The following is a 19758-nucleotide window of genomic DNA, read 5'->3' as shown; positions in this document are numbered from 1 at the left end:
CCGAACCGCTCGGTCGCTGGCCTGCAACCTGCAAAATGTTGCGTCGTGCCGATCACCAGCGGTGGACCGCATCGGTTAGAGTGAAGAGATGTTTGTCTGCATTATGCAGGCGCAGAAGTCTTCGCATTCCGCGATGGCCGCCCCGATGAAAGATAAGTAAGCCGTAGAACAGTGACTGATTCGAAGAGCAACTGGACCGCAGCCGGGCACGAAGTGTCCGACTCGATTGAGCTGAATCCTGAAACCGCTGCATTAGCTGCGGCTATCAATCTTCCCTCGGGCTTTGCAATGCTGGCCGAGGACCCGGACTTTGGTCCGGCTATTTCCATCGGTATGGCAAAGGTCGAGAAGCTATTGCGCGATGCGCTAGCTAACTCCGATCCATTGATTGATGCCTCCAGCCGGCACCTGGTCGAAGCCGGCGGTAAGCGCGTGCGCCCATTGCTGGTGCTGCTGACCTCACTGCTCGGCCACGGTGTGACCGACGAGGTCATCAAATCTGCCGCCATTGTGGAGCTGACCCACCTGGCCACCCTGTACCACGATGACGTGATGGACTCAGCTCCGCTACGTCGTGGAGCCCCCACCGCCCACGAGGTCTGGGGCAACTCGGTAGCCATCTTGGCTGGCGACCTGATCTTCGCCCGGGCTTCGGTCTTCGGTGCAGATCTGGGACCAGAAGCGGTGATGTGGCAGTCGCGAACCTTTGAGCGCCTCTGCCTAGGCCAGCTGCATGAATCCATCGGACCGCGTGAAGGCGACGACGCGATTGAGCACCACATCCAGGTCATCAGCGATAAGACCGCTTCTTTGCTTTCCACCTCCGGTGCCTTTGGCGCTCGTTTTGGTGGAGCACCTGAATTTATTGAGACCTTGCGTGAGTACGGTGAAAAGGTTGGCGTTGCCTTCCAAGTTGCCGACGACGTAATTGACCTAGCGTCCGAGAAGGCAGATTCGGGCAAGACTCCGGGCACTGATTTGCGCGAAGGTGTTCCGACGTTGCCAATCTTGCTGTTGCGTCAGGCTGCTGAGGCTGGAGACGAACAAGCACAGGCTGCGCTGGCACTGGTTGATGCAGACCTCACTACCGATGAGGCCTTGGCCCAAGCAGTAGCAGCGGTCCGTGAGCACACCGCGCTCCACGATGCGTGGAAGGTTGCCCGTCAGTGGGCAGATTCCGCGATCCAGGCGCTGAATCCGTTGCCAGAGGGCACCGTGAAGCAAGCTTTGATCTCCTTCGCTGACGCCGTGGTAACCCGCGACGCCTAAAGAATGTTGAGACGAAAAATCCCCTGAAGATTGATTTCTTCAGGGGATTTTTTGCTTGGTCATCGCCGGTGCTCAGCGGATAACTTGTGCAGCAGTTAGTGGCTCTGGATGCTCATTAGAGAATAGAGCCGCGCGTAGTTCTTTGGCTTTGATCGCTCGTTCTTCAACCGAGACCCGGTGGCGAAGCTGCTGGTACAACTGATCATCGTGATACCGCGGGAACACATGCTGGTGGTAATGCCAGACGTGCTGGTTTCCTGCCGGTTCATTATGTTGCCTGGTACTGGTTCCTTCGGGATCCCACGCTAATTTCATGGCCAAGGCCACGCGTTTGGTTTCCTTCATGATCGCCGCACCGGTGGCGTCGTCTAGGTCGTAGAGTGCTTCCAAATGTTTGGTGGGAATGATCATGGCATGCCCGCCGTAATTACCAAACCCATCACAAGCCATGATGGCGGCCACCAGATCAGTCTGATAAATCAGATCTGTGGGTGCGCACAAGTTGTCTTGGCTGAACGGTAAGTCAAGCACCAATTCGCAAAATGGGCATTGGTAGCCGTCCGGTTGATGGGAATGGTGGAGCACTAGTCCTCCAGTTCGGCAGCCAGCTCGTCAAAGACCCATGCGAACATGTCCAGCGTGAATTCACTGAAAGTGCCTTCTTCACTGGTCCAGGTACCTTTGGCGTTATTGCGGCGATAGACAATTGGATCCGGAACATCAAGCTGTGAAGCCTTAAACGCCCAGACAAACTTCTCTTCTTCGTCTTCCAAGAACAGCAGGTGACCGTCTTCGATTTCCAGCTCTTCTGGGTCGAAGAAGTAGTGGTAGGCCTCCATGAAGTCTTCATTGTTGCCTAGGGCCCGGTAGAACTCTTCGAGCACAAAAGGAATCGAAACCTTGGACTGCGCTAGGGCTTCGCTCAGCTCTTCGCTGTTCAACCCGTCGGCTTCATTCCACTGGTCTTCCAAATATTTTGGAACCAAGGAACAGAACTTCTCTAGAAACATGTCAGCCATGTCTTTATCCTATCGAGATTAGCCAAGCTCTAGTGCGCTCAACGCGATCCAAAGCTGGACTCGGTCACTTGTCACATTCGGGTCATAGCCCGAGAGCTCTGAGATCTGCTGCATGCGATAGCGCACCGTGTTGCGATGCAACCCTAAAGCTTCGGCAACGGCGCCGACAGATCCATCCCGATTCAGGTATTCACGCAAGGTCAACAGCAAGTCTGACTCATGGGTGGAATCAAAGTCCTGCAGTGGGCCCAAAGCCTCGGTAGCCAAGTCTTGCAATGGGACATCGCGGGCAGCGAGCAGCAGCGAGGTCAAAGAAAGTTTGGTTGGCACGTTGACACGTTCGCCGTGACGAAGGGATTCAAGCGCCTCAAAGTAGCTCCAACGAATACCGGTGGTATTTGAATAGCGTCCACCGTAGCCAACGCGGGCGGAAATACCGGCAGCCACCAGATACTCATCTAGATGCTTGATAGATAGCTGCACCTTGGAGTGGGCAACAATGACCGCAAGCCGTCCTTCCATCATTGCGGAGACCTGGGAAGAAAGATCAGCTGGTAATGGCAGTGTTTGGAGTCGTTCGGCTTGAGATGAAGCCTGCACCAAGATCACTGCGTGTTCACGCTGTGGGTTTAGTCCCAGGGCGCCAAGCCGTCCGGCTGCGTCCGAGCCAACCAGCGTGCCGGCGGCAAGGTCAGCGAGTACTTGACCGTTGGCCTGGCGCTGGGAGGCGCGAAGGCGTGACTTGTTGGCCATTTCTAGGCCAATCAGTGACTGTGCGTAGTCCACGACCGGGTCATGTACATAGGGTTCGGCCAGATGAAGAATGCACTTATCGCGAAGTCCGGTAGCCACCGGAAGTTCATGCCAGATACGTTCTGGGTCGTAGTCGCCACTGATGACCTCACCGTGCAGGCTGAGTGCCACATCGGTGCGGATCATCCGTACGAGCTCATCAAGCATGCTGTCCAGATCTGAGGAGAGCAGCGAGCGAGCCAGCTTCTGGTGCGACTTGAGCAGGTTCTCAACGCGCTTGAGGTGATCAGCATTCAACGCCTCGGCGATGAGCCGGGTGATTGAGGCAAAAGGTACCTGATAGGGAACTTCAAAGACCGGCAATCCTACTTCGCGGGCGGCGGTGATGGTTGCCTCGGGAACCGAGGAATGTTCAAGACCGGTGCCGAAACCCAGCGCCACTGCATCATTGGCGGCCAGAACACGAACGAATTCTCGTTGGGCGGCTTTTGTCTTTTGACGCACACCGGTGGTCAACACGATCTCTCGACCGGTAAGGAAGCGTGAGGGGTCAAGTAGCTCCGTGATGGCTCCCCAGGTGATAACCACGTCGTCGCGATGGGTGTGGTCGGTCATCGGCTTCAGGTTGAGCTCGTCATGCTCAAGGAGTCCGCGTAAACTAATTGCCATGTGGCTATTCTAGTTGGGAGACGGAAAGTTCCCATTTCAGCAAAATGCTCAAATAATGGACACACGCACCCGAAAATTGACCAGAATGTGAACTTTTTGCAGTAGCTTGGATTCATGAGCTCTCCATCTTCTACACAGGGCGCTCCACTCGCATCCGAAAAGCGTGAAACCTTCAGTTCTCGAAAGTTGTTCATCCTTTCTGCGATTGGTTCAGCCGTTGGTCTGGGAAACATTTGGCGTTTCCCTTATGTTGCCTACGAAAACGGCGGCGGTGCATTCCTGATCCCTTACCTGGTCGCAATTCTCTGCGCCGGTATCCCTTTGCTATTCCTCGACTACTCCATCGGTCACCGCTACCGCGGTTCGGCTCCACTGGCTTATCGCCGGGCCAACCGTAAAACCGAAATGCTCGGCTGGTGGCAGGTACTGATCTGCTTCGTAATCGCCATTTACTACGCAGCCATCATCGCGTGGGCTGCCATGTACTGCTGGTTCTCCATCACCAAGGCCTGGGACAAGAACCCTAAGGGAGCCGAAGGCTTCTTTATGAATGACTTCCTCAAGGTTTCCGATACCGTGGGCGTTTCCTTCGACGTGGTCGGCCGCATCTTCGTGCCGATGTTGATCGTTTGGCTGGTCACCATGGTGATCATGATTGCCGGCGTTAACAAGGGTATTTCCCGAGCCAACGCGGTCTTCATGCCATTGCTGATCGTCATGTTCGTGATCCTCGTGGTCCAGTCGGTCTTCCTGCCAGGCGCCATTGACGGCCTGAACGCCTTCTTCACCCCGGACTTCGCGGCCTTGCAGAACCCGGCCGTCTGGGCTGCGGCCTTCGGCCACATCTTCTTCTCGCTGTCCGTGGCCTTCGGCATCATGGTCACCTACTCCTCGTACATGAAGCGCAAGAGTGACTTGACCGGTTCCGGTTATGTTGTTGCTTTTGCTAACTCGGGCTTCGAGCTGCTAGCCGGTATCGGCGTCTTCGCTGCCCTAGGCTTCATGGCGCACAACGCTGGATCCAGCGTTGATGACGTGGCCACCAGTGGCATCGGCTTGGCATTTATTGCCTTCCCAACCATCGTCTCCCAGGCACCTCTGGGTGGACTCATTGGTGTGCTGTTCTTTGGTTCGCTGGTCTTCGCGGGCTTGACCTCGCTGATCTCGATTCTTGAGGTCATCGTTGCGGCCTTCCAAGACAAGCTGGGTTGGAAGCGTACCCCGGCAACCTTGGTAGTTGTTCTTCCAGTTGCCGTGATCTCACTGGTGCTGTTCCCAACAACCACCGGTTTGTACCTACTGGACACCATGGACGCCTTCGTGAACCAGTTCGGCATCCTCGCTTGTGCATTGGTCTTGGTGATTGTCTTTGGCGCAGGTCTTGGCATGTTGCCTAAGCTGGCCAAGCACATGAACCGTCACAGCTCCATCAAGCTGGGCACCGGTTGGAAGGTCCTGGTTGGCGGCATCGGTCCGGCAGCGCTGGGCTACATGCTGATCAACGAAGTACAGTCCAAGATCAACGAGCCGTACTCGGGTTACCCAGCATGGTTCAACGGCATCTTCGGTTGGGGCATGGCTGGCGCGTTGATTGTTGGCGCTGTACTCATGTCGCTGATCCCATGGGGCAAAAACTCAAAGATCGATGATCCAGAGTTTGAACAGCATCAGAAGAATGTTGAAGCTGAAGAACTTCCTGACGCAGTCGGAAAGGAATACTAGTCATGAGCGGCATCGCAATTGTATTCATGATCATTTCCATGCTGACCATCTGGGGTGGCCTGGCCATCTCACTGATCAACCTCTCACGCAATCCTGAAAAGGATGATGACCACGTGATTGAAACCGCTGAACCTGCAGGTAATAGCAACCTGTAATTTCCGCAGAAATTAGCTGTAGCCTCCTTGTTCCAAGTCCGACTTGGAACGGGGAGGCTTTGCTGTGCAGATGCACTACAAAACCAAAAGTCATTTGTGCCAACTTTGCTAGTCGCAAAGGGCCTTGAAGAATAGTCTGTTGGTTAGAACACGTCGAGCGACATGCTCGTAAAACTTTAGTGAAAGGACAAGCAGGTGGACGTTACCTACCGTATTGAACAGAAGCGCAAGATCAACGGGCCATTCCCCGGCCCAAAGTCGGAAGAACTCGCCGCACGCCGCGCCAAGGCAGTTGCTGCCGGCGTTGCTTCCACCCTGCCTGTTTACGCAGCTGACGTTGACGGCGGCATCATTGTTGATGTTGACGGCAACCAGCTGATCGACCTGGGCTCGGGCATCGCGGTAACCACCGTTGGCGCATCCAACCCAGCAGTGGCTAAGGCCGTTGCCGAGCAGGCGCAGCGCTTCACCCACACCTGCTTCATGGTTGCTCCTTACGAGAACTACATTGCCTTGGCTGAGAAGCTTGCTGCCATCACCCCAGGTAACTTCGAGAAGCGCGCAGTGTTCTTCAACTCTGGTGCTGAAGCCGTGGAGAACGCCATCAAGGTTGCTCGTGTAGCTACCGGTCGCCAGGCAGTTGTAGCCTTCGACCACGCTTACCACGGCCGCACCAACTTGACCATGGGTCTGACCGCTAAGGCTGCCCCATACAAGCGCGGATTCGGTCCACTGGCATCAGAGATCTACCGCATGCCAATGAGCTACCCATTCCGTGAAGAGAATCCAAACATCTCGGGCAAGGAAGCTGCAGAGCGCGCGATCTTGGCCATGGAGAAGCAGATCGGTGGCGACCAGATCGCTGCGATCATCATCGAGCCAATCCAGGGTGAAGGTGGCTTCATCGTTCCTGCAACCGGCTTCTTGCCACGCGTTGCTGAATGGGCCAAGGAAAACGGCATTGTCTTCATTGCTGATGAAGTTCAGGCCGGCTTCGCACGCTCCGGTGCTTGGTTCGCTTCGGACATCGAAGAGATCGAACCAGATATCGTCACCGTGGCTAAGGGCATCGCCGGCGGTATGCCACTGTCGGGCATCGTTGGCCGCGCCGAACTGCTTGACTCGGTTCACGGTGGCGGCTTGGGTGGCACCTACGGTGGTAACCCAGTAGCTGTTGCTGCAGCACTTGAGAGCATCAAGTTCATGGAAGAGCAGGACCTGCCAGGTCGCGCACGTGAGATCGAAGAGAAGTTCTTCGCTCGCTTCACCGCTTTGCAGTCCGCATTCCCAGCTATCGGTGAAGTCCGTGGCCGTGGCGCAATGATTGCTATTGAGTTCGTCAAGGCTGGTGGCAAAGAGCCAGACGCTGATCTGACCAAGGCTATCGCTGCCGAGTGCCTGGCTCAGGGTGTTGTCATCCTGACTTGCGGTACCTACGGCAACGTCATTCGTCTGCTGCCTCCATTGGTTATCGGGGATGAGCTGCTCAACGATGCATTCGACGTTCTTGAGACTGCTATCCGCAAGCTTGCTGCCTAAGGCTTAGCCCGGAAGTAAATAACTAAAGCTTCGGCCGTTCTAGTTTGAAACTAGAACGGCCGAAGCTTATTTCTTTGTGCGCTAAATGCGTTGGCAGCTAGCTGATCTCTACTGGTTCAGGAAGGTTCCGGGCCTTAGGTGCGCGCAGCATATCGACCAAAACGAAGATGACCGCAATCCATACCAGGACAAATCCCATCCAGCGTTCAAACGGCATATGTTCGTGGAACATCAGTACACCAAGGATGAACTGCAGTAGGGGAGCGATGAACTGCAGCGAGCCCACCGTGCTCAGCGGAAGGCGTCGAGCAGCCCCACCAAAGAGCAAGAGTGGAACAGCAGTGATGATGCCGCTGGAAGCCAGCAAGAGTACGCCACCGAGGTTGCTGTCTAGCAAGGTGGAACCGGTGGTCTGCGAGAGCCAAATGACGTAGATGATGGCCAGCGGGGTTAGCCACACAGTTTCGACCGTCAGTGCGCCCAATGCGGTGCCCTTGGAGCCGACCTTGTTCTTTACTAGGCCGTAGAAGCCAAAGGAGAACGCAAGGCCCAGAGAAATCCATGGCACGCGGCCCAAGCCCACGGTGAGCACAATAACGGCTACGGTAGCCAGCGCCACTGCTGCCCACTGCAAGGGGCGCAGCTTTTCCTTAAGCACCAGCACGCCGAGCAGGATGGCAACAATGGGGTTGATGAAGTAGCCCAGCGACGCCTCAAGTACGTGTCCGGTCAACACTGCCAAGGCGTAGAGAACCCAGTTGCCCGCGATCAAGACGCTGGCCAGGGCCAACTGCATCATGGTCTTTGTATCTTTGAACATCGCAATAAACTGACGAATCTGCGAGGTAATAGCGAGCAGGATCAAGCAGAAGATCAAAGAGAAGAGAACTCGCACGGCTACGAACTCCACAGCTGAGATCTCCGGGAGCAGCAAGAAGTATGCGGGGAGCAATCCCCAGATGAGATAGGCAGAGGTGCCTTGAATCAGACCATAGCTGTGTTCAGAGCGGACCGGTTTGGTGGTGCTTGATGACATGCAGAATGTACGCTTTCGAACTATTGTGAAGCAGGAAAAGGCGGAGCTACGGGGCAAAAATTGCACCCTGCAACTCACAAAGTACAACGCCTATAGCTAGACAATATTCCCCGCAGAGCGAAATACGTTAGGCAGAATTCGGTACTCTACATCACAACTGCGTTTCAAATGCTTAATACCGGAACGAAGCTGCAGGCATAAACGTTGACTAGACTAAGAAATACCAACTTGGTCTGAGTCATTTACAAGGAGTGCGTCACGGTGCATGGTCATAACAACGGACTGAAAACAGCACTGTTGCTCGGCGGAATGTTTGCCCTGCTACTGGCTATCGGTTCGCTCATTTCGGCCGGAACTGGCCGGTCAATGTTCATTTGGGTCTTCGCCCTGATCGGTTTGGGCACCACCGCGTATGGCTACTGGAACAGTGACAAGCTCGCCTTGCGTTCCATGCACGCCTACCCGGTGAGTGAAGCTGAGAGTCCGATGATGTACCGCATTGTGCGCGAGCTATCGATGAACGCTCAACAGCCAATGCCGCGACTGTATGTCTCACCAACTACTTCGCCCAATGCCTTCGCCACCGGCCGCAACCCACAAAATGCTGCGGTGTGCTGCACCGAGGGAATCTTGCAGCTACTCAATGAGCGCGAGCTGCGCGGCGTGCTGGGCCACGAACTGATGCACGTATATAACCGTGACATTCTCACTTCATCGGTGGCTGCGGCGATTGCCGGTGTAATCACCTCGGTGGCACAGTTCCTGATGTTCTTTGGTGGCGGTGGAAGCAATGAAAACCGCAACGTCAACCCGATCGCACTGATCGCGTTGTCGCTCTTGGCACCACTGGCCGCATCAATTATTCAGATGGCTGTGAGCCGGACTCGTGAGTATGACGCTGACGAAGATGGAGCCAAACTAACCAACGACCCATTGGCTCTGGCCAGCGCGTTGCGAAAGTTGGAGTCCGGAATTTCTCAGGCTCCACTGGCAACGGGGGACCAGAAGCTGGTCAACAGCTCACACCTGATGATCGCTAACCCTTTCGGTTCGCGCCTGAAGCAGATGTTCTCCACGCACCCACCAATGGATCAGCGTATTGCTCGCCTCGAAGCCATGGCCGGCGGCCAGCAGTACTAAAAATCCTTAGCGGCGTTTGCGCGTAGACAAAAAAGTGAGCGGCGGCTTCCCACATTGACTGTGGGATGCCGCCGCTCACTTCTAGTTCAAAGAGAACCTAAAGATGCCTACCGGAAGTTGATGAACTGCAGGTCAGCTTCTTCGAAGTCACGCAGCAGGGCCATGGTGGCCTGCAGATCATCGCGGGACTTGGAAGAGACGCGAAGCTCGTCACCCTGAATGGTGGACTTGACTCCCTTAGGAGCCTCATCGCGGATCAACTTGTTGATCTTCTTGGCGACATCTTGTGCGATGCCTTCCTTGATGCTGGACTCAATGCGGTATTCCTTGCCGGATGCAAATGGCTCACCGGATTCCAAGGACTTCAATGAGATGCCACGCTTGACCAGCTTTGACTGGAAAACATCCAGTACAGCGTTGACGCGCTCTTCAGAGTTAGCCTTCATCAAGATCTTCTCGCCACTGAAGTCAACCTCAGCGCCTACACCCTTGAAGTCGTAGCGCTGGGCGATTTCCTTCTGAGCCTGGTTCATCGCGTTAGCGACTTCCTGGCTATCAACCTTGCTGACGACGTCGAATGTGGAATCACTAGCCATGTGAATACTCCTAGCTGTAACGGGTCTGATTCGTTTCATAGCCTACCGGTTTTGCGCCCTAAATTCGGGCTGTGATCAGGCTTACAGAGAAAAGAGCCCCCTCGATTTCACATCATCGAAAATCTCCTGTAGAGTTATTTCTCGTTCCGACAAGAACAAACGTTCTTGAACGAACCATCTCGGCAGATTACCCGAGCGGCCAAAGGGGGCTGACTGTAAATCAGCTGGCAACGCCTTCACTGGTTCGAATCCAGTATCTGCCACAAAAACTCCCGGATCTTTGATCCGGGAGTTTTTTGCATCCGGGCAAACTTTGTTGCACTGTGATCCGGATCTATTCCCGGTGTCAATGAAGATCACCTTTCTACGTATTTCACCTAATGTTCGGTTACCGTATAGGCATGGCTACTAGAAATGTGAGCGAAGATGACTTCGCACAGGTGATTGAAGACAACGATATCGTCCTTGTGGATTTCTGGGCAGACTGGTGCGGACCGTGCAAGCAGTTTGCACCTGTTTATGATCAGACCTCAAACAAGTTCACTGATGTTGTTTTCGCCAAGGTAGACACCGAAGCAGAACAGGGCCTGGCCCGTGCAGCTAACGTAACTTCGATTCCTACCATCATGGCTTTCCGTGAGCAGGTACTCGTCTTCTCGCAGGCAGGTGCGTTGAACCAGCCACAGCTTGAAGACTTGGTCACCGCCGTCAAGGGCATCGACATGAGTGAAGTTCACAAGCAGATCGCTGAAGAAGCAGCTCAGGCTGACTCCTAGGACTGCGTTTTGAGTTTCGGGCCCTACCTCTGCCGGTGATCCAGCGGAGCGTAGCGTGGCCCGAAGCTTTGTTTTCGCTCGCCAGAGAGCATCAACAGTCGCACCACTCGTTGCCGATGTGGTGCGTAGGGTGCCAAGAGCGCCAGCATTTGTGGATCAGTGATCCGCTTTCCGGTCAGTACTTGACCAACAAAATGGGCCAAATGGAAGTCTCCCACTGAGATGTGGTCTGAAGACCCATGCGACCGCTGAAGAGTTTCAGCGATAGTCCACGGCCCGATTCCAGGCACCGAGGCTAACGCCGCCTCCAATGTTCCAGGCGCTTTTGCCGTCGGCTTGGCATGGTTCAGTGGCTTATCCGCCCACCAATTGATGGCACCGGCTACCTGAACGAATTTTCTTATCGTTGTGGCGCGCTGCCCTTCAACCCGAGCCTGCTGCCAATCCCACCGTTGCATCTGTGCCAGATCCAGCGGTGAAGGAAAAATCTTCAACCCTTCAGGGGCCGGACCGGGCGCGGGCTGCCCAAATCGATGAATGAGCCAACGCCACGCATGGTTCGCTTCAATGCCAGTAACGCGTTGCTCAAGAATGGCACCTACTGCATGCTCAAAGATCCTGCCGGTTTTGGGTAGTACTAGATCAGGATGTTCTGCCCGGTTCCGGGCAATAATCTCCGGATAGATTCCCTCTTGCAGACCTTGATCAAATTCGTTCCAATCATCCTGCGCGCCTAAAAGATTGGGCGCAGAGTCCAATGCCCAAGATGCGCCGGGACCCCATGCTTGGAAGTCGGCAGCACCTTGAAGGGTGGGTTTTGAAATTTGCAGGGTTGCTGGGCCTAGGGGAGTAGCAAAAGCCAGCCAGGCTTCACTTGCCGAAAGCCGAATCGTCGGGTCACCGAGGCCTCGGCGCAGGATACCCAGAGACTTCGTCAAAGACACCGGTCCGCTAGGAGTGAAGCTCGCGCTCCAAGATTTCTGCATATTTCGCATTTTATCGTCTGGATCTTTGAGCTTGGGGCTTCAGTGGCCTTTAGCACTGACGCAAACATCACGTCCACTGCATGACGTTTCACTACGATCGGCAAGGACAAGTGTGACAAGCGCCGGTAAAGTTCTTGACATGAAGTATGCTTCCACTGTTCTTGATCTGATTGGCAACACTCCGCTGGTAAAGCTCAACAGCGTTACCGACGGAATCAAAGCCACCGTATTGGTCAAACTTGAATACCTAAATCCCGGCGGATCCATTAAGGACCGCATTGCGTTGAAGATGGTTGAACGTGCTGAACAGTGTGGCCAGCTTAAGCCCGGCGGCACCATCGTGGAACCTACCAGTGGAAACACCGGTGTAGGTCTGGCCATGGTTGGCCAGCTCAAGGGATACAAAACCATCTTCGTCACGCCAGATAAGGTTGGCGAGGAAAAGCGCGACGTACTTCGTGCCTATGGTGCCGAAGTAGTGGTCACGCCTACCGCTGTAGCCCCTGATTCTCCAGAGTCCTATTACGGTGTCTCGGACCGACTGGTGACCGAAATTGAGGGCGCCTACAAGCCCGACCAGTTCTCCAACCCGGGCGCACCTGATAGCCACTTTGAAACTACCGGACCAGAAATCTGGAACGATACCGACGGCAAAGTGACCCACGCGGTCATTAGCGCAGGTACCGGCGGAACCATTACCGGCACCGGACGCTACCTCAAGCAGATCTCGGCGCAGCGTGCTTCAGGCCCAGTGAAAATTATCGCGGCTGACCCAGATGGCTCGGTCTACTCCGGTGGCACTGGACGCCCATACTTTGTTGAAGGTGTTGGCGAAGATATGTGGCCGGGCAACTACGATGCTTCGGTCCCCGACGCTATTGAAGCGGTCACTGATGCTGAGTCATTTGAGATGACCCGTCGTCTAGCTAAAGAAGAAGGACTGCTCTTGGGCGGTTCCTCAGGCATGGCAGTTGTTGCGGCGCTACGTACCGCGCGTGAACTCAGCGAAGACGACGTTGTAGTAGTTATCGCCCCAGATGGCGGACGCGGCTACCTTGCCAAGATCTTCAACGACAGCTGGATGCTGCAGCAGGGCTTCATCACTGATGAATACTCCGCTCTGGACTTCATCGGCTCCGCCCTGTCAAAGCAAGGCACGGAAATAATCGACGAGAACGCAACGTTGTTACAGGCGGCTAGGGCCTTACGCGAACAAGGTGCCGACGCGTTGGTCGTTGCCAGCACTTCGCTGCCAGCCCGCATTGGTGAAGTACGTGGCGTCATCGGCGCCAGCACCATTACCGAAGCGTTGCTCGGTGGAGCAGAACCAACAAGCACCATCAAGGACTTGGGAGATTTGCCCAAGCCACTGATCGGCGTAGCTGACACCCTAGAACACGCCCAAGAACTACTTAAACAGCATCCAGCGGTGCTGCTGACCAAGGGTGGCGACGTTATTGCAGGCGCCACGTCAGCAGATCTGTTGGCTTACTCAACTCGCTAATGATTTCACTTAAGGACTGATATCGATGACCGAAAACACTCAGGGATCAAACACTCGCTTCGTCCACGTGGGCCAGGAATTTGAGCCACACACCGGTGCCGTCGTGCCACCGCTGCACTTCTCGACCACCTACGCACAGGACGGTATCGGAAACCTGCGCAACGGCTACGAGTACGGCCGCGGTGGCAACCCAACTCGTGACGCCCTGCAGGCTCAGCTTGCCGGCGCCGAATTTGGCACCCACGCCTTCTCCTTCGGCTCCGGACTGGCTGCCGAAGACTCATTGATCCGCGCAATTCTGCGCCCAGGCGATCACATTGTCCTTGGTAACGATGCTTATGGTGGAACCTTCCGCCTCATTGACCGAGTGCTCGGTGACTGGGGCATCGGTAACACCCCGGTAGATATGAGCAACGAAGCTGCCCTGGCTGCAGCTATCGAAAAGAACAAGGCCAAACTGGTGTGGGTAGAAACCCCATCCAACCCAATGATGACCATCACCGACATTGCCAAGGTAGCCGAAATTGCTCACGCTGCCGGCGCACTGCTGGTCGTGGACAACACCTTCGCCAGCCCATTCTTGCAGCAGCCTTTGACCTTGGGTGCTGACATTGTGGTTCACTCAACCACCAAGTACATCGGTGGTCACTCCGATGTGGTGGGCGGTGCGGTGATCGTCAAGGACGCAGCCCTGGCAGAGAAGATTGGTTTCATCCAGTTCGCCGTTGGTGCAGTATCTGGCCCAATGGATGCCTTCTTGACTACCCGTGGTCTGAAGACCTTGGGTGTGCGCATGCGCGCACACAGCGAGAACGCGGCCACCGTTGCCCAGTGGTTGCGCGAGCGCAGCGAAGTTGAGCGCGTACTTTACCCAGGCTTCGAAGATCACCCAGGCCATGAGATCGCCAAGAAGCAGATGAGCGACTTCGGTGGCATGGTCTCGGTTCAGTTCAAGGGCGGCGAAGCTGCAGCACGCAAGATCGCTGAAAGCACCAAGCTGTTCACCTTGGCTGAATCCTTGGGTGGCATTGAATCCTTGATGAACTACCCATCGGAAATGACCCACGCGTCGGTCAAGGGTACCGAGCTGGCGGTTCCAGTGAACCTGTTGCGTCTCTCGGTGGGCATCGAAGATCCAGCAGATCTCATTGATGACCTAGAGAAGGCTTTCCTCAACCTCTAAATCAACGCATATAACGCGAGGGTGAACATTCCGTATGGAATGTTCACCCTCGCGTTTTTTGTTTATCGGGTTTCAGCTGCGCTAGCGACGCCGTTTAGGCGGCTTAGGGGAGACGACCTTGAAGTAGTAGTTGCTGCTAGGAAGCCACATGAGAGCTACACAGAACATGATGATGGCGGCCAGTAGTGAATAGCGACCAAAACGCATCAACAATGGCACCGCGGTAATCACACCGAGCCAGGTGAGATTGGTGCGGGCAGCACGTTGACCGGTGAACAAACGGTAGCCAAGAACCCCGCAGGCGCAGCCGGCGGCAGCAAAAAATATGGCCAAGGCAATGGCTGCAAAGTTCAGTGAACCTGAGTCGCTCTGCTCATAAATGAGGAAGCCACCAAAGCCTAAAAACAGCACTCCGGCTAGTAACCAAAGCATTTGCGCGATGAACAAAGCGCTGGGTACAGGCTCTTCAGGGCGGCGTGGCAAGAATGGTATTTTCACATCTTTAACACTACGTGCTTTGGCGCGGTGCCCGATCTCACACGCTCTGGGCACTGACAATTAGCGGTGGTTCGCGTTAGTGTTAAGTGTTCGCAAACTTCAAGGGTATCCCTTGCATCCAGCCCAATATTTGAGGCTGGAGCCTTCTCGTGTTGTATTTCCGCAAGTGTGTGCGGTTTCTTATGTCATAGGGGAGCGCTTGTAGAGCGTGACTTGTATCTGACTGTGTAGCCTATACGTCGTTTCTTTGGGGACGGCTAAGGCATATTCCCCAACGAATGAGGTAAATCTTCGTGTCTTCTGACATGCCCGTAAACACCGATGACAACCAGACCCCAGAAGAGCCAACCGTGCTCTTCTCCGAACTTGGTTTGGATGCTCGTGTGCTTGCATCACTGGCTGACCTGGGCTATGAAAAGCCATCGCCAATTCAGGCCGCCACTATTCCTAAGCTTCTCGAAGGCCGCGACGTTGTTGGTCTGGCTCAGACCGGTACCGGTAAGACCGCTGCTTTCGCGCTTCCTGCCCTGTCCCGCATGGCAGAGCTGGCTGACACCAATGGTCCAGCCCGCACCCCACAGATCCTGGTTCTGGCTCCAACCCGCGAGTTGGCCCTCCAGGTAGCTGAGGCTTTCACTTCCTACGCAAAGTACCTGCCAGACTTCACCGTCTTGCCAGTGTACGGTGGCTCCCCATACGGCCCACAGCTCAACGGCCTGCGCCGTGGCGCTCAGGTTGTTGTTGGTACCCCAGGTCGCGTAATCGACCACATCAACAAGGGTTCTTTGGACCTGTCCAACCTTCAGTACGTTGTACTGGATGAGGCCGACGAAATGCTTCGCATGGGCTTCGCCGAAGAGGTCGACAAGATCTTGGAAGCAACCCCAGCAGAGAAGCAGGTTGCCCTGTTCTCGGCCACCATGCCACGTACCATCCGTCGTATTGCTTCGGAATACCTGCGCGATCCGCAGGAAATTTCGGTCAAGTCCAAGCAGTCGACCGGCACCAACATCACCCAGCGTTACCTGCAGGTTATGGGCTCGCACAAGCTTGACGCCATGACCCGTATCCTCGAGTCCGAGTCATTCGAAGGTGTTATCGCCTTCGTTCGTACCAAGATGGCTACCGAGGACCTGGCTGACAAGTTGAAGGCTCGCGGCTTCACCGCTGCAGCTATCAACGGTGACATCCCACAGCAGCAGCGTGAGCGCACCGTTGAGAACTTGCGTTCAGGCAAGATCGACATCCTGGTTGCTACCGACGTTGCAGCTCGTGGTTTGGACGTTGAGCGCATCAGCCACGTCATCAACTTCGACATCCCACATGACACCGAGTCCTACGTTCACCGCATTGGCCGTACCGGCCGTGCAGGTCGTTCGGGCGACGCGATCTTGTTCATGACCCCACGCGAGAAGTACTTGCTGCGTGCCATCGAGAAGGCTACCCGCCAGCCGGTGACCCAGATGCAGCTTCCTTCGCTGGATTCGGTTAACGACCGTCGTATCCAGAAGTTCACTGATCGCATCGATCAGACCATCAGTGGTCAGGACCTGACCACCTTCCGCGAAATCGTTGAGAAGTTCGCTTCTGAGCATGAAGACCTTGATCAGCTGGAAATCGCAGCTGCACTGGCTTTGATGGCTCAGGGTGGACGTCCATTGCTGATGACCGAACCAGTAGCTTCGCCTTCCAAGAAGGCTCGCATGGAACGTGGTGACCGCCCAGAACGTGGCGATCGCGGCGACCGTGGTGACCGCGGCGACCGTGGCCCACGTGCACGTAAGACTGCTGCTGCAGGCAACGCCATGTACCGTCTGGCCATTGGCCGCCGCAACCGCGTGCAGCCAGGCTCGATCGTTGGCGCTTTGGCTAACGAAGGTGGCTTCGATTCTTCGGAAATCGGTGGCATTGAGATCCGTTCGGATCACACCTTGGTTGAACTGCCAGCAGAGCTGAGCAAGGACCAGTGGCGTGCACTGTCCAAGACCCGCATCGGCGGCGAGCTGATCAGCATGGAGCTTGACTCCGGCCGTAAGCCACGCGACGACGATGACAACGATCGTGGCGGCGACCGTGGCGGCTTCCGCGGTGGAGACCGTGGCGGTTTCCGCGGTGGAGACCGTGGCGGTTTCCGCGGCGGACGCGGTGGCGGCGAAAAGCGCTTCGGTGGCCGTGGCGGCGACAAGCGCTTCAGCGACTCGGGCCGTAGCGGTGGACGTCGCGACTACTAAGTCGACGCTCCTAAGCTAACTAGCTAAAAGCACAACACAACGCCCCTGGAACAAACCGAAAGGTTTGATCCAGGGGCGTTGTGTGTTTCTCCAAGATGCTTGTTCCAGCAGCCAGCTATTACTGGGCTGCGCTGCCTACCGGAATCTCATCTCCTAGATAAACTTTTCCGCCGCTCTCCAAGAACTCTCTACTCTTTTCTGCCATGCCTGCCAACGCCGCTTGAGCCTCCGTAGAACCGTATTCATCACGGATATCTTGGGAGATCCGCATGGAACAGAATTTTGGTCCACACATCGAGCAGAAGTGTGCGGTCTTGGCTGGTTCTGCGGGCAAAGTCTCGTCATGGAATTCTTGAGCCGTGACGGGATCTAAACTCAGCGAGAACTGGTCATTCCAGCGGAACTCAAAGCGTGCCTTACTCAGCGCATCATCGCGCGCACTGGCACCCGGGTGCCCCTTGGCTAAGTCGGCGGCGTGAGCTGCAATCTTGTAAGTGATAACACCGGTCTTTACATCGTCACGGTTAGGCAATCCCAGATGTTCCTTGGGTGTGACATAACAAAGCATGGCTGTGCCATATCGAGCGATCTCCGTAGCGCCGATGGCGCTGGTGATGTGGTCATAGCCCGGAGCGATATCGGTAACCAGTGGGCCCAGTGTGTAGAAGGGCGCACCATCACACAACTCCTGCTGGCGTTCAACATTCTCCCGGACCTTATGGAATGGAATATGTCCCGGTCCCTCAACCATGACCTGTACGTCGTACCTCCAGGCCCGCTTGGTCAGCTCAGCTAGGGTATCTAGCTCAGCGAACTGCGCGGCGTCATTGGCATCAGCAATGGAGCCGGGACGAAGCCCGTCACCCAGTGAGAAAGCAACGTCGTACTGTGCGAAGATTTCGCAGAGCTCATCAAAGTGCGTGTACAAGAAATTCTCTTCGTGATGTGCCAAGCACCAGCCGGCCATGATGGACCCACCGCGCGAGACAATGCCGGTAACCCGGTTGGCAGTCAAAGGAACATAACGCAAGAGCACGCCAGCGTGAATGGTCATATAGTCCACGCCCTGCTCACACTGTTCAATGACGGTATCGCGGAAGATCTCCCAGGTCAGTGCGTTGGCTTCGCCATTGACCTTTTCCAAGGCTTGGTAGATGGGCACCGTTCCGATGGGCACCGGTGAATTGCGGATGATCCACTCACGAGTGGTGTGGATGTCATCACCGGTGGATAGATCCATGACGGTGTCTGCACCCCATTTGGCGGCCCACTGCAGCTTGGATACTTCTTCAGCAATCGAGCTGGTCACCGCAGAGTTGCCGATATTTGCATTGATTTTCACCAAGAAGGCTTTGCCGATAATCATCGGTTCAGATTCCGGGTGATTGATATTGGACGGAATGATTGCTCGCCCGGCCGCCAGCTCGCTGCGCACCAGTTCTACATCGCACTCTTCGCGAACCGCCACATATCGCATTTCAGGGGTGATCACCCCAGCTCGTGCGTAGTGCATTTGGGTTACTGTGGCCCCCTGAACTGCACGTAGTGGTGGCGCCGTGCGTCCGGCCCATTCATCGCTGGCAGTTCCTCGGCGGACCGCTGAGCGCCCGTCATCGTGCAGATTGCGTTCGCGGCCTTCATAGACCGCAACGTCTGCTCGTTCCATGATCCACGGTTCCCGAAAAGGATTCAGTCCCTGAGTTGGTTCGCTACCTGGACCACTGGTGCGATACACCCGTAGCGGTTCATTTGGCTGGCCGTTGGGGGAGTCCGCAAGTTGAATTTGCGTGACGGGAACTGAGATCCCTTCCGATTCGCGGAACGCGAGAGAGTGGGCAGGATGTTGTTCAAATTGTTCCATTGAGAAACTCACTTCCTTCGCCGGCATTACCCGGACAGGTTCAACGGTCGCGGACGGCGATAGCCCGATCTCAGCCCTTGCCATGGGGCTCCCGTGTGGTCGGAGACGACACTAGCATGAAAAAATCGGCGCACAAGAATGGGCGCCAAAATTTGACGCTAGGTCTGAGCGTTGGAAGTGGAAGATGGGGGAGAAGCGAAGTGGCAGCGGGGCCCAAGAAAATAAGTCCAGATAGACGAAAAGAGAGACAATCTGAATTCAGATTGTCTCTCTTATTTCGAGCCCCCTGCCGGAATCGATCCGGCGACCTCGTTCTTACCAAGAACGCGCTCTACCACTGAGCTAAGGGGGCAACGAGTAAATACTCTACACAGGTTTTTGGCGATTTCAAAATCCGTAACGAGTTTGTAGCTGACGTCACAAGACCCCTACTCAAGTAGGAAAAACGCGGCAGGGGATCGGTTGCTCGATGGTGTTCTAAACGCGGGTAGTCTGCGCCGCGAAAAATGGCAGACCTCGCACATGTTGATATTTACCTCTTTTGACTGCGAAGCATCAAGATGTACGGATGTTTTGTTGTTGGAAAAGTGATTTTCACTGACTCAAGCGGCAGGAAAGTGGCACCGCTTGGTCGTTAGAAAAGGAACTCGTGCAGCGCTTTCCGAAGGCTGGAAATTACCAAATTGACCACTACTAATGCTCCAGTGAGCATCGTCACCTATGCGCTTTTGTGCCAACCTTCGTTCCATGTCAGCACTACGTCTTCTAGAAACATGCGTTGACTTGGGGTAACGCGACGCGGTCCGAAATTCATTGGAGGC

General features: G+C 55.3%; 17 protein-coding genes, 2 tRNA genes and 1 riboswitch. Of the genes, 10 read left to right on the top strand and 9 right to left on the bottom strand.

The genetic code is table 11. The features are described from left to right. Positions 1-171: 171 nt before the first annotated feature. A complete protein-coding gene (locus AC1Z3F_RS09335) occupies positions 172-1269 on the top strand; it encodes a polyprenyl synthetase family protein (RefSeq protein WP_131088844.1) in 1098 nt (365 codons plus the stop codon). A 72-nt stretch (positions 1270-1341) separates the two neighbouring features. Here the strand turns inward: AC1Z3F_RS09335 and AC1Z3F_RS09330 are convergent, their stop codons facing one another. The 3 genes from AC1Z3F_RS09330 to AC1Z3F_RS09320 are packed head-to-tail and all read right to left on the bottom strand — an operon-like array spanning position 1342 to position 3710. Further along, positions 1342-1854 (bottom strand): HIT family protein, encoded by a 513-nt coding sequence (locus AC1Z3F_RS09330; protein ID WP_131088843.1) that lies wholly within the window; start codon positions 1852-1854, stop codon positions 1342-1344. Continuing rightward, on the bottom strand, positions 1854-2288 hold the full coding sequence (locus tag AC1Z3F_RS09325) for a hypothetical protein (protein WP_131088842.1): 435 nt from the start codon (positions 2286-2288) through the stop codon (positions 1854-1856). The genes AC1Z3F_RS09330 and AC1Z3F_RS09325 overlap by 1 nt, the downstream gene beginning before the upstream one ends. 18 nt (positions 2289-2306) lie before the next feature. Further along, positions 2307-3710, bottom strand: coding sequence for a PucR family transcriptional regulator (locus AC1Z3F_RS09320; protein WP_483565592.1), 1404 nt, complete (start codon positions 3708-3710; stop codon positions 2307-2309). 114 nt (positions 3711-3824) lie between these two features. Between AC1Z3F_RS09320 and AC1Z3F_RS09315 the strand changes: the two genes are divergently transcribed. The 3 genes from AC1Z3F_RS09315 to gabT all read left to right on the top strand — a co-directional run bounded on the left by AC1Z3F_RS09315 (position 3825) and on the right by gabT (position 7126). Further along, positions 3825-5432 carry a sodium-dependent transporter gene (locus tag AC1Z3F_RS09315; RefSeq protein WP_131088840.1) on the top strand — a complete coding sequence of 536 codons (1608 nt, stop codon included), beginning with the start codon at positions 3825-3827 and terminating at the stop codon, positions 5430-5432. A gap of 2 nt (positions 5433-5434) precedes the next feature. Then, on the top strand, positions 5435-5587 hold the full coding sequence (locus tag AC1Z3F_RS09310) for a methionine/alanine import family NSS transporter small subunit (protein WP_131088839.1): 153 nt from the start codon (positions 5435-5437) through the stop codon (positions 5585-5587). A gap of 195 nt (positions 5588-5782) precedes the next feature. Then, entirely contained in the window at positions 5783-7126 is a 1344-nt protein-coding gene (gene gabT, locus AC1Z3F_RS09305) for a 4-aminobutyrate--2-oxoglutarate transaminase (protein ID WP_131088838.1), read from the top strand. A gap of 97 nt (positions 7127-7223) precedes the next feature. Here gabT and rarD read toward each other — a convergent pair whose 3' ends face one another. After that, positions 7224-8162, bottom strand: a complete 939-nt coding sequence (gene rarD, locus AC1Z3F_RS09300; protein ID WP_483565591.1) for an EamA family transporter RarD — start codon at positions 8160-8162, stop codon at positions 7224-7226. Between the two features lie 261 nt (positions 8163-8423). Between rarD and htpX the strand changes: the two genes are divergently transcribed. Further along, positions 8424-9302 carry a zinc metalloprotease HtpX gene (gene htpX / locus AC1Z3F_RS09295; protein WP_483565590.1) on the top strand — a complete coding sequence of 293 codons (879 nt, stop codon included), beginning with the start codon at positions 8424-8426 and terminating at the stop codon, positions 9300-9302. A 107-nt stretch (positions 9303-9409) separates the two neighbouring features. Here htpX and AC1Z3F_RS09290 read toward each other — a convergent pair whose 3' ends face one another. Continuing rightward, positions 9410-9898 (bottom strand): YajQ family cyclic di-GMP-binding protein, encoded by a 489-nt coding sequence (locus tag AC1Z3F_RS09290; RefSeq protein WP_131088835.1) that lies wholly within the window; start codon positions 9896-9898, stop codon positions 9410-9412. A gap of 181 nt (positions 9899-10079) precedes the next feature. Between AC1Z3F_RS09290 and AC1Z3F_RS09285 the strand changes: the two genes are divergently transcribed. Next, a tRNA-Tyr gene (locus AC1Z3F_RS09285) sits at positions 10080-10161 on the top strand. A gap of 138 nt (positions 10162-10299) precedes the next feature. Continuing rightward, a complete protein-coding gene (gene trxA / locus AC1Z3F_RS09280; RefSeq protein ID WP_131088834.1) occupies positions 10300-10674 on the top strand; it encodes a thioredoxin in 375 nt (124 codons plus the stop codon). 23 nt (positions 10675-10697) lie between these two features. On the opposite strand, the gene AC1Z3F_RS09275 is transcribed toward trxA, so the two are convergent. Beyond that, complete coding sequence (locus tag AC1Z3F_RS09275; RefSeq protein ID WP_483565589.1) at positions 10698-11660, bottom strand: DNA-3-methyladenine glycosylase family protein; 963 nt, start codon at positions 11658-11660, stop codon at positions 10698-10700. A gap of 139 nt (positions 11661-11799) precedes the next feature. Here AC1Z3F_RS09275 and AC1Z3F_RS09270 point away from each other — a divergent pair, with 139 nt between their 5' ends. Together AC1Z3F_RS09270 and AC1Z3F_RS09265 are read left to right on the top strand one after the other, a co-directional pair. Next, positions 11800-13164, top strand: a complete 1365-nt coding sequence (locus AC1Z3F_RS09270) for a cystathionine beta-synthase (protein WP_131088832.1) — start codon at positions 11800-11802, stop codon at positions 13162-13164. 25 nt (positions 13165-13189) lie between these two features. Further along, positions 13190-14347 carry a cystathionine gamma-synthase gene (locus AC1Z3F_RS09265; protein ID WP_483565588.1) on the top strand — a complete coding sequence of 386 codons (1158 nt, stop codon included), beginning with the start codon at positions 13190-13192 and terminating at the stop codon, positions 14345-14347. Between the two features lie 81 nt (positions 14348-14428). Here AC1Z3F_RS09265 and AC1Z3F_RS09260 read toward each other — a convergent pair whose 3' ends face one another. Continuing rightward, on the bottom strand, positions 14429-14845 hold the full coding sequence (locus AC1Z3F_RS09260) for a hypothetical protein (protein ID WP_262199575.1): 417 nt from the start codon (positions 14843-14845) through the stop codon (positions 14429-14431). A gap of 305 nt (positions 14846-15150) precedes the next feature. Between AC1Z3F_RS09260 and AC1Z3F_RS09255 the strand changes: the two genes are divergently transcribed. Beyond that, positions 15151-17076, top strand: coding sequence for a DEAD/DEAH box helicase (locus AC1Z3F_RS09255; RefSeq protein WP_483566950.1), 1926 nt, complete (start codon positions 15151-15153; stop codon positions 17074-17076). 118 nt (positions 17077-17194) lie between these two features. On the opposite strand, the gene thiC is transcribed toward AC1Z3F_RS09255, so the two are convergent. Together thiC and AC1Z3F_RS09245 are read right to left on the bottom strand one after the other, a co-directional pair. Continuing rightward, positions 17195-18937, bottom strand: coding sequence for a phosphomethylpyrimidine synthase ThiC (gene thiC / locus AC1Z3F_RS09250; protein WP_483565587.1), 1743 nt, complete (start codon positions 18935-18937; stop codon positions 17195-17197). Further along, positions 18933-19042, bottom strand: a riboswitch (TPP riboswitch). It overlaps the preceding gene by 5 nt. A 175-nt stretch (positions 19043-19217) precedes the next feature. After that, a tRNA-Thr gene (locus AC1Z3F_RS09245) sits at positions 19218-19289 on the bottom strand. Positions 19290-19758: the final 469 nt, after the last annotated feature.

Source organism: Glutamicibacter sp. MOO4, from assembly GCF_056934395.1.
The sequence above is the reverse complement of the archived record's forward strand: the minus strand, read 5'-3'. Positions and strand labels throughout refer to the sequence as shown.

Excerpts from the sequence above, each read along its gene's own strand:
- AC1Z3F_RS09270 (WP_131088832.1), top strand. The coding sequence starts at position 11,800 with ATGAAGTATGCTTCCACTGTTCTTGATCTGATTGGCAACACTCCGCTG.
- rarD (WP_483565591.1), bottom strand. The coding sequence starts at position 8,162 with ATGTCATCAAGCACCACCAAACCGGTCCGCTCTGAACACAGCTATGGT.
- AC1Z3F_RS09275 (WP_483565589.1), bottom strand. The coding sequence starts at position 11,660 with ATGCAGAAATCTTGGAGCGCGAGCTTCACTCCTAGCGGACCGGTGTCT.
- AC1Z3F_RS09255 (WP_483566950.1), top strand. The coding sequence starts at position 15,151 with ATGCCCGTAAACACCGATGACAACCAGACCCCAGAAGAGCCAACCGTG.
- AC1Z3F_RS09265 (WP_483565588.1), top strand. The coding sequence starts at position 13,190 with ATGACCGAAAACACTCAGGGATCAAACACTCGCTTCGTCCACGTGGGC.
- AC1Z3F_RS09290 (WP_131088835.1), bottom strand. The coding sequence starts at position 9,898 with ATGGCTAGTGATTCCACATTCGACGTCGTCAGCAAGGTTGATAGCCAG.
- AC1Z3F_RS09310 (WP_131088839.1), top strand. The coding sequence starts at position 5,435 with ATGAGCGGCATCGCAATTGTATTCATGATCATTTCCATGCTGACCATC.
- AC1Z3F_RS09320 (WP_483565592.1), bottom strand. The coding sequence starts at position 3,710 with ATGGCAATTAGTTTACGCGGACTCCTTGAGCATGACGAGCTCAACCTG.
- AC1Z3F_RS09315 (WP_131088840.1), top strand. The coding sequence starts at position 3,825 with ATGAGCTCTCCATCTTCTACACAGGGCGCTCCACTCGCATCCGAAAAG.
- thiC (WP_483565587.1), bottom strand. The coding sequence starts at position 18,937 with ATGGAACAATTTGAACAACATCCTGCCCACTCTCTCGCGTTCCGCGAA.
- trxA (WP_131088834.1), top strand. The coding sequence starts at position 10,300 with ATGGCTACTAGAAATGTGAGCGAAGATGACTTCGCACAGGTGATTGAA.
- AC1Z3F_RS09325 (WP_131088842.1), bottom strand. The coding sequence starts at position 2,288 with ATGGCTGACATGTTTCTAGAGAAGTTCTGTTCCTTGGTTCCAAAATAT.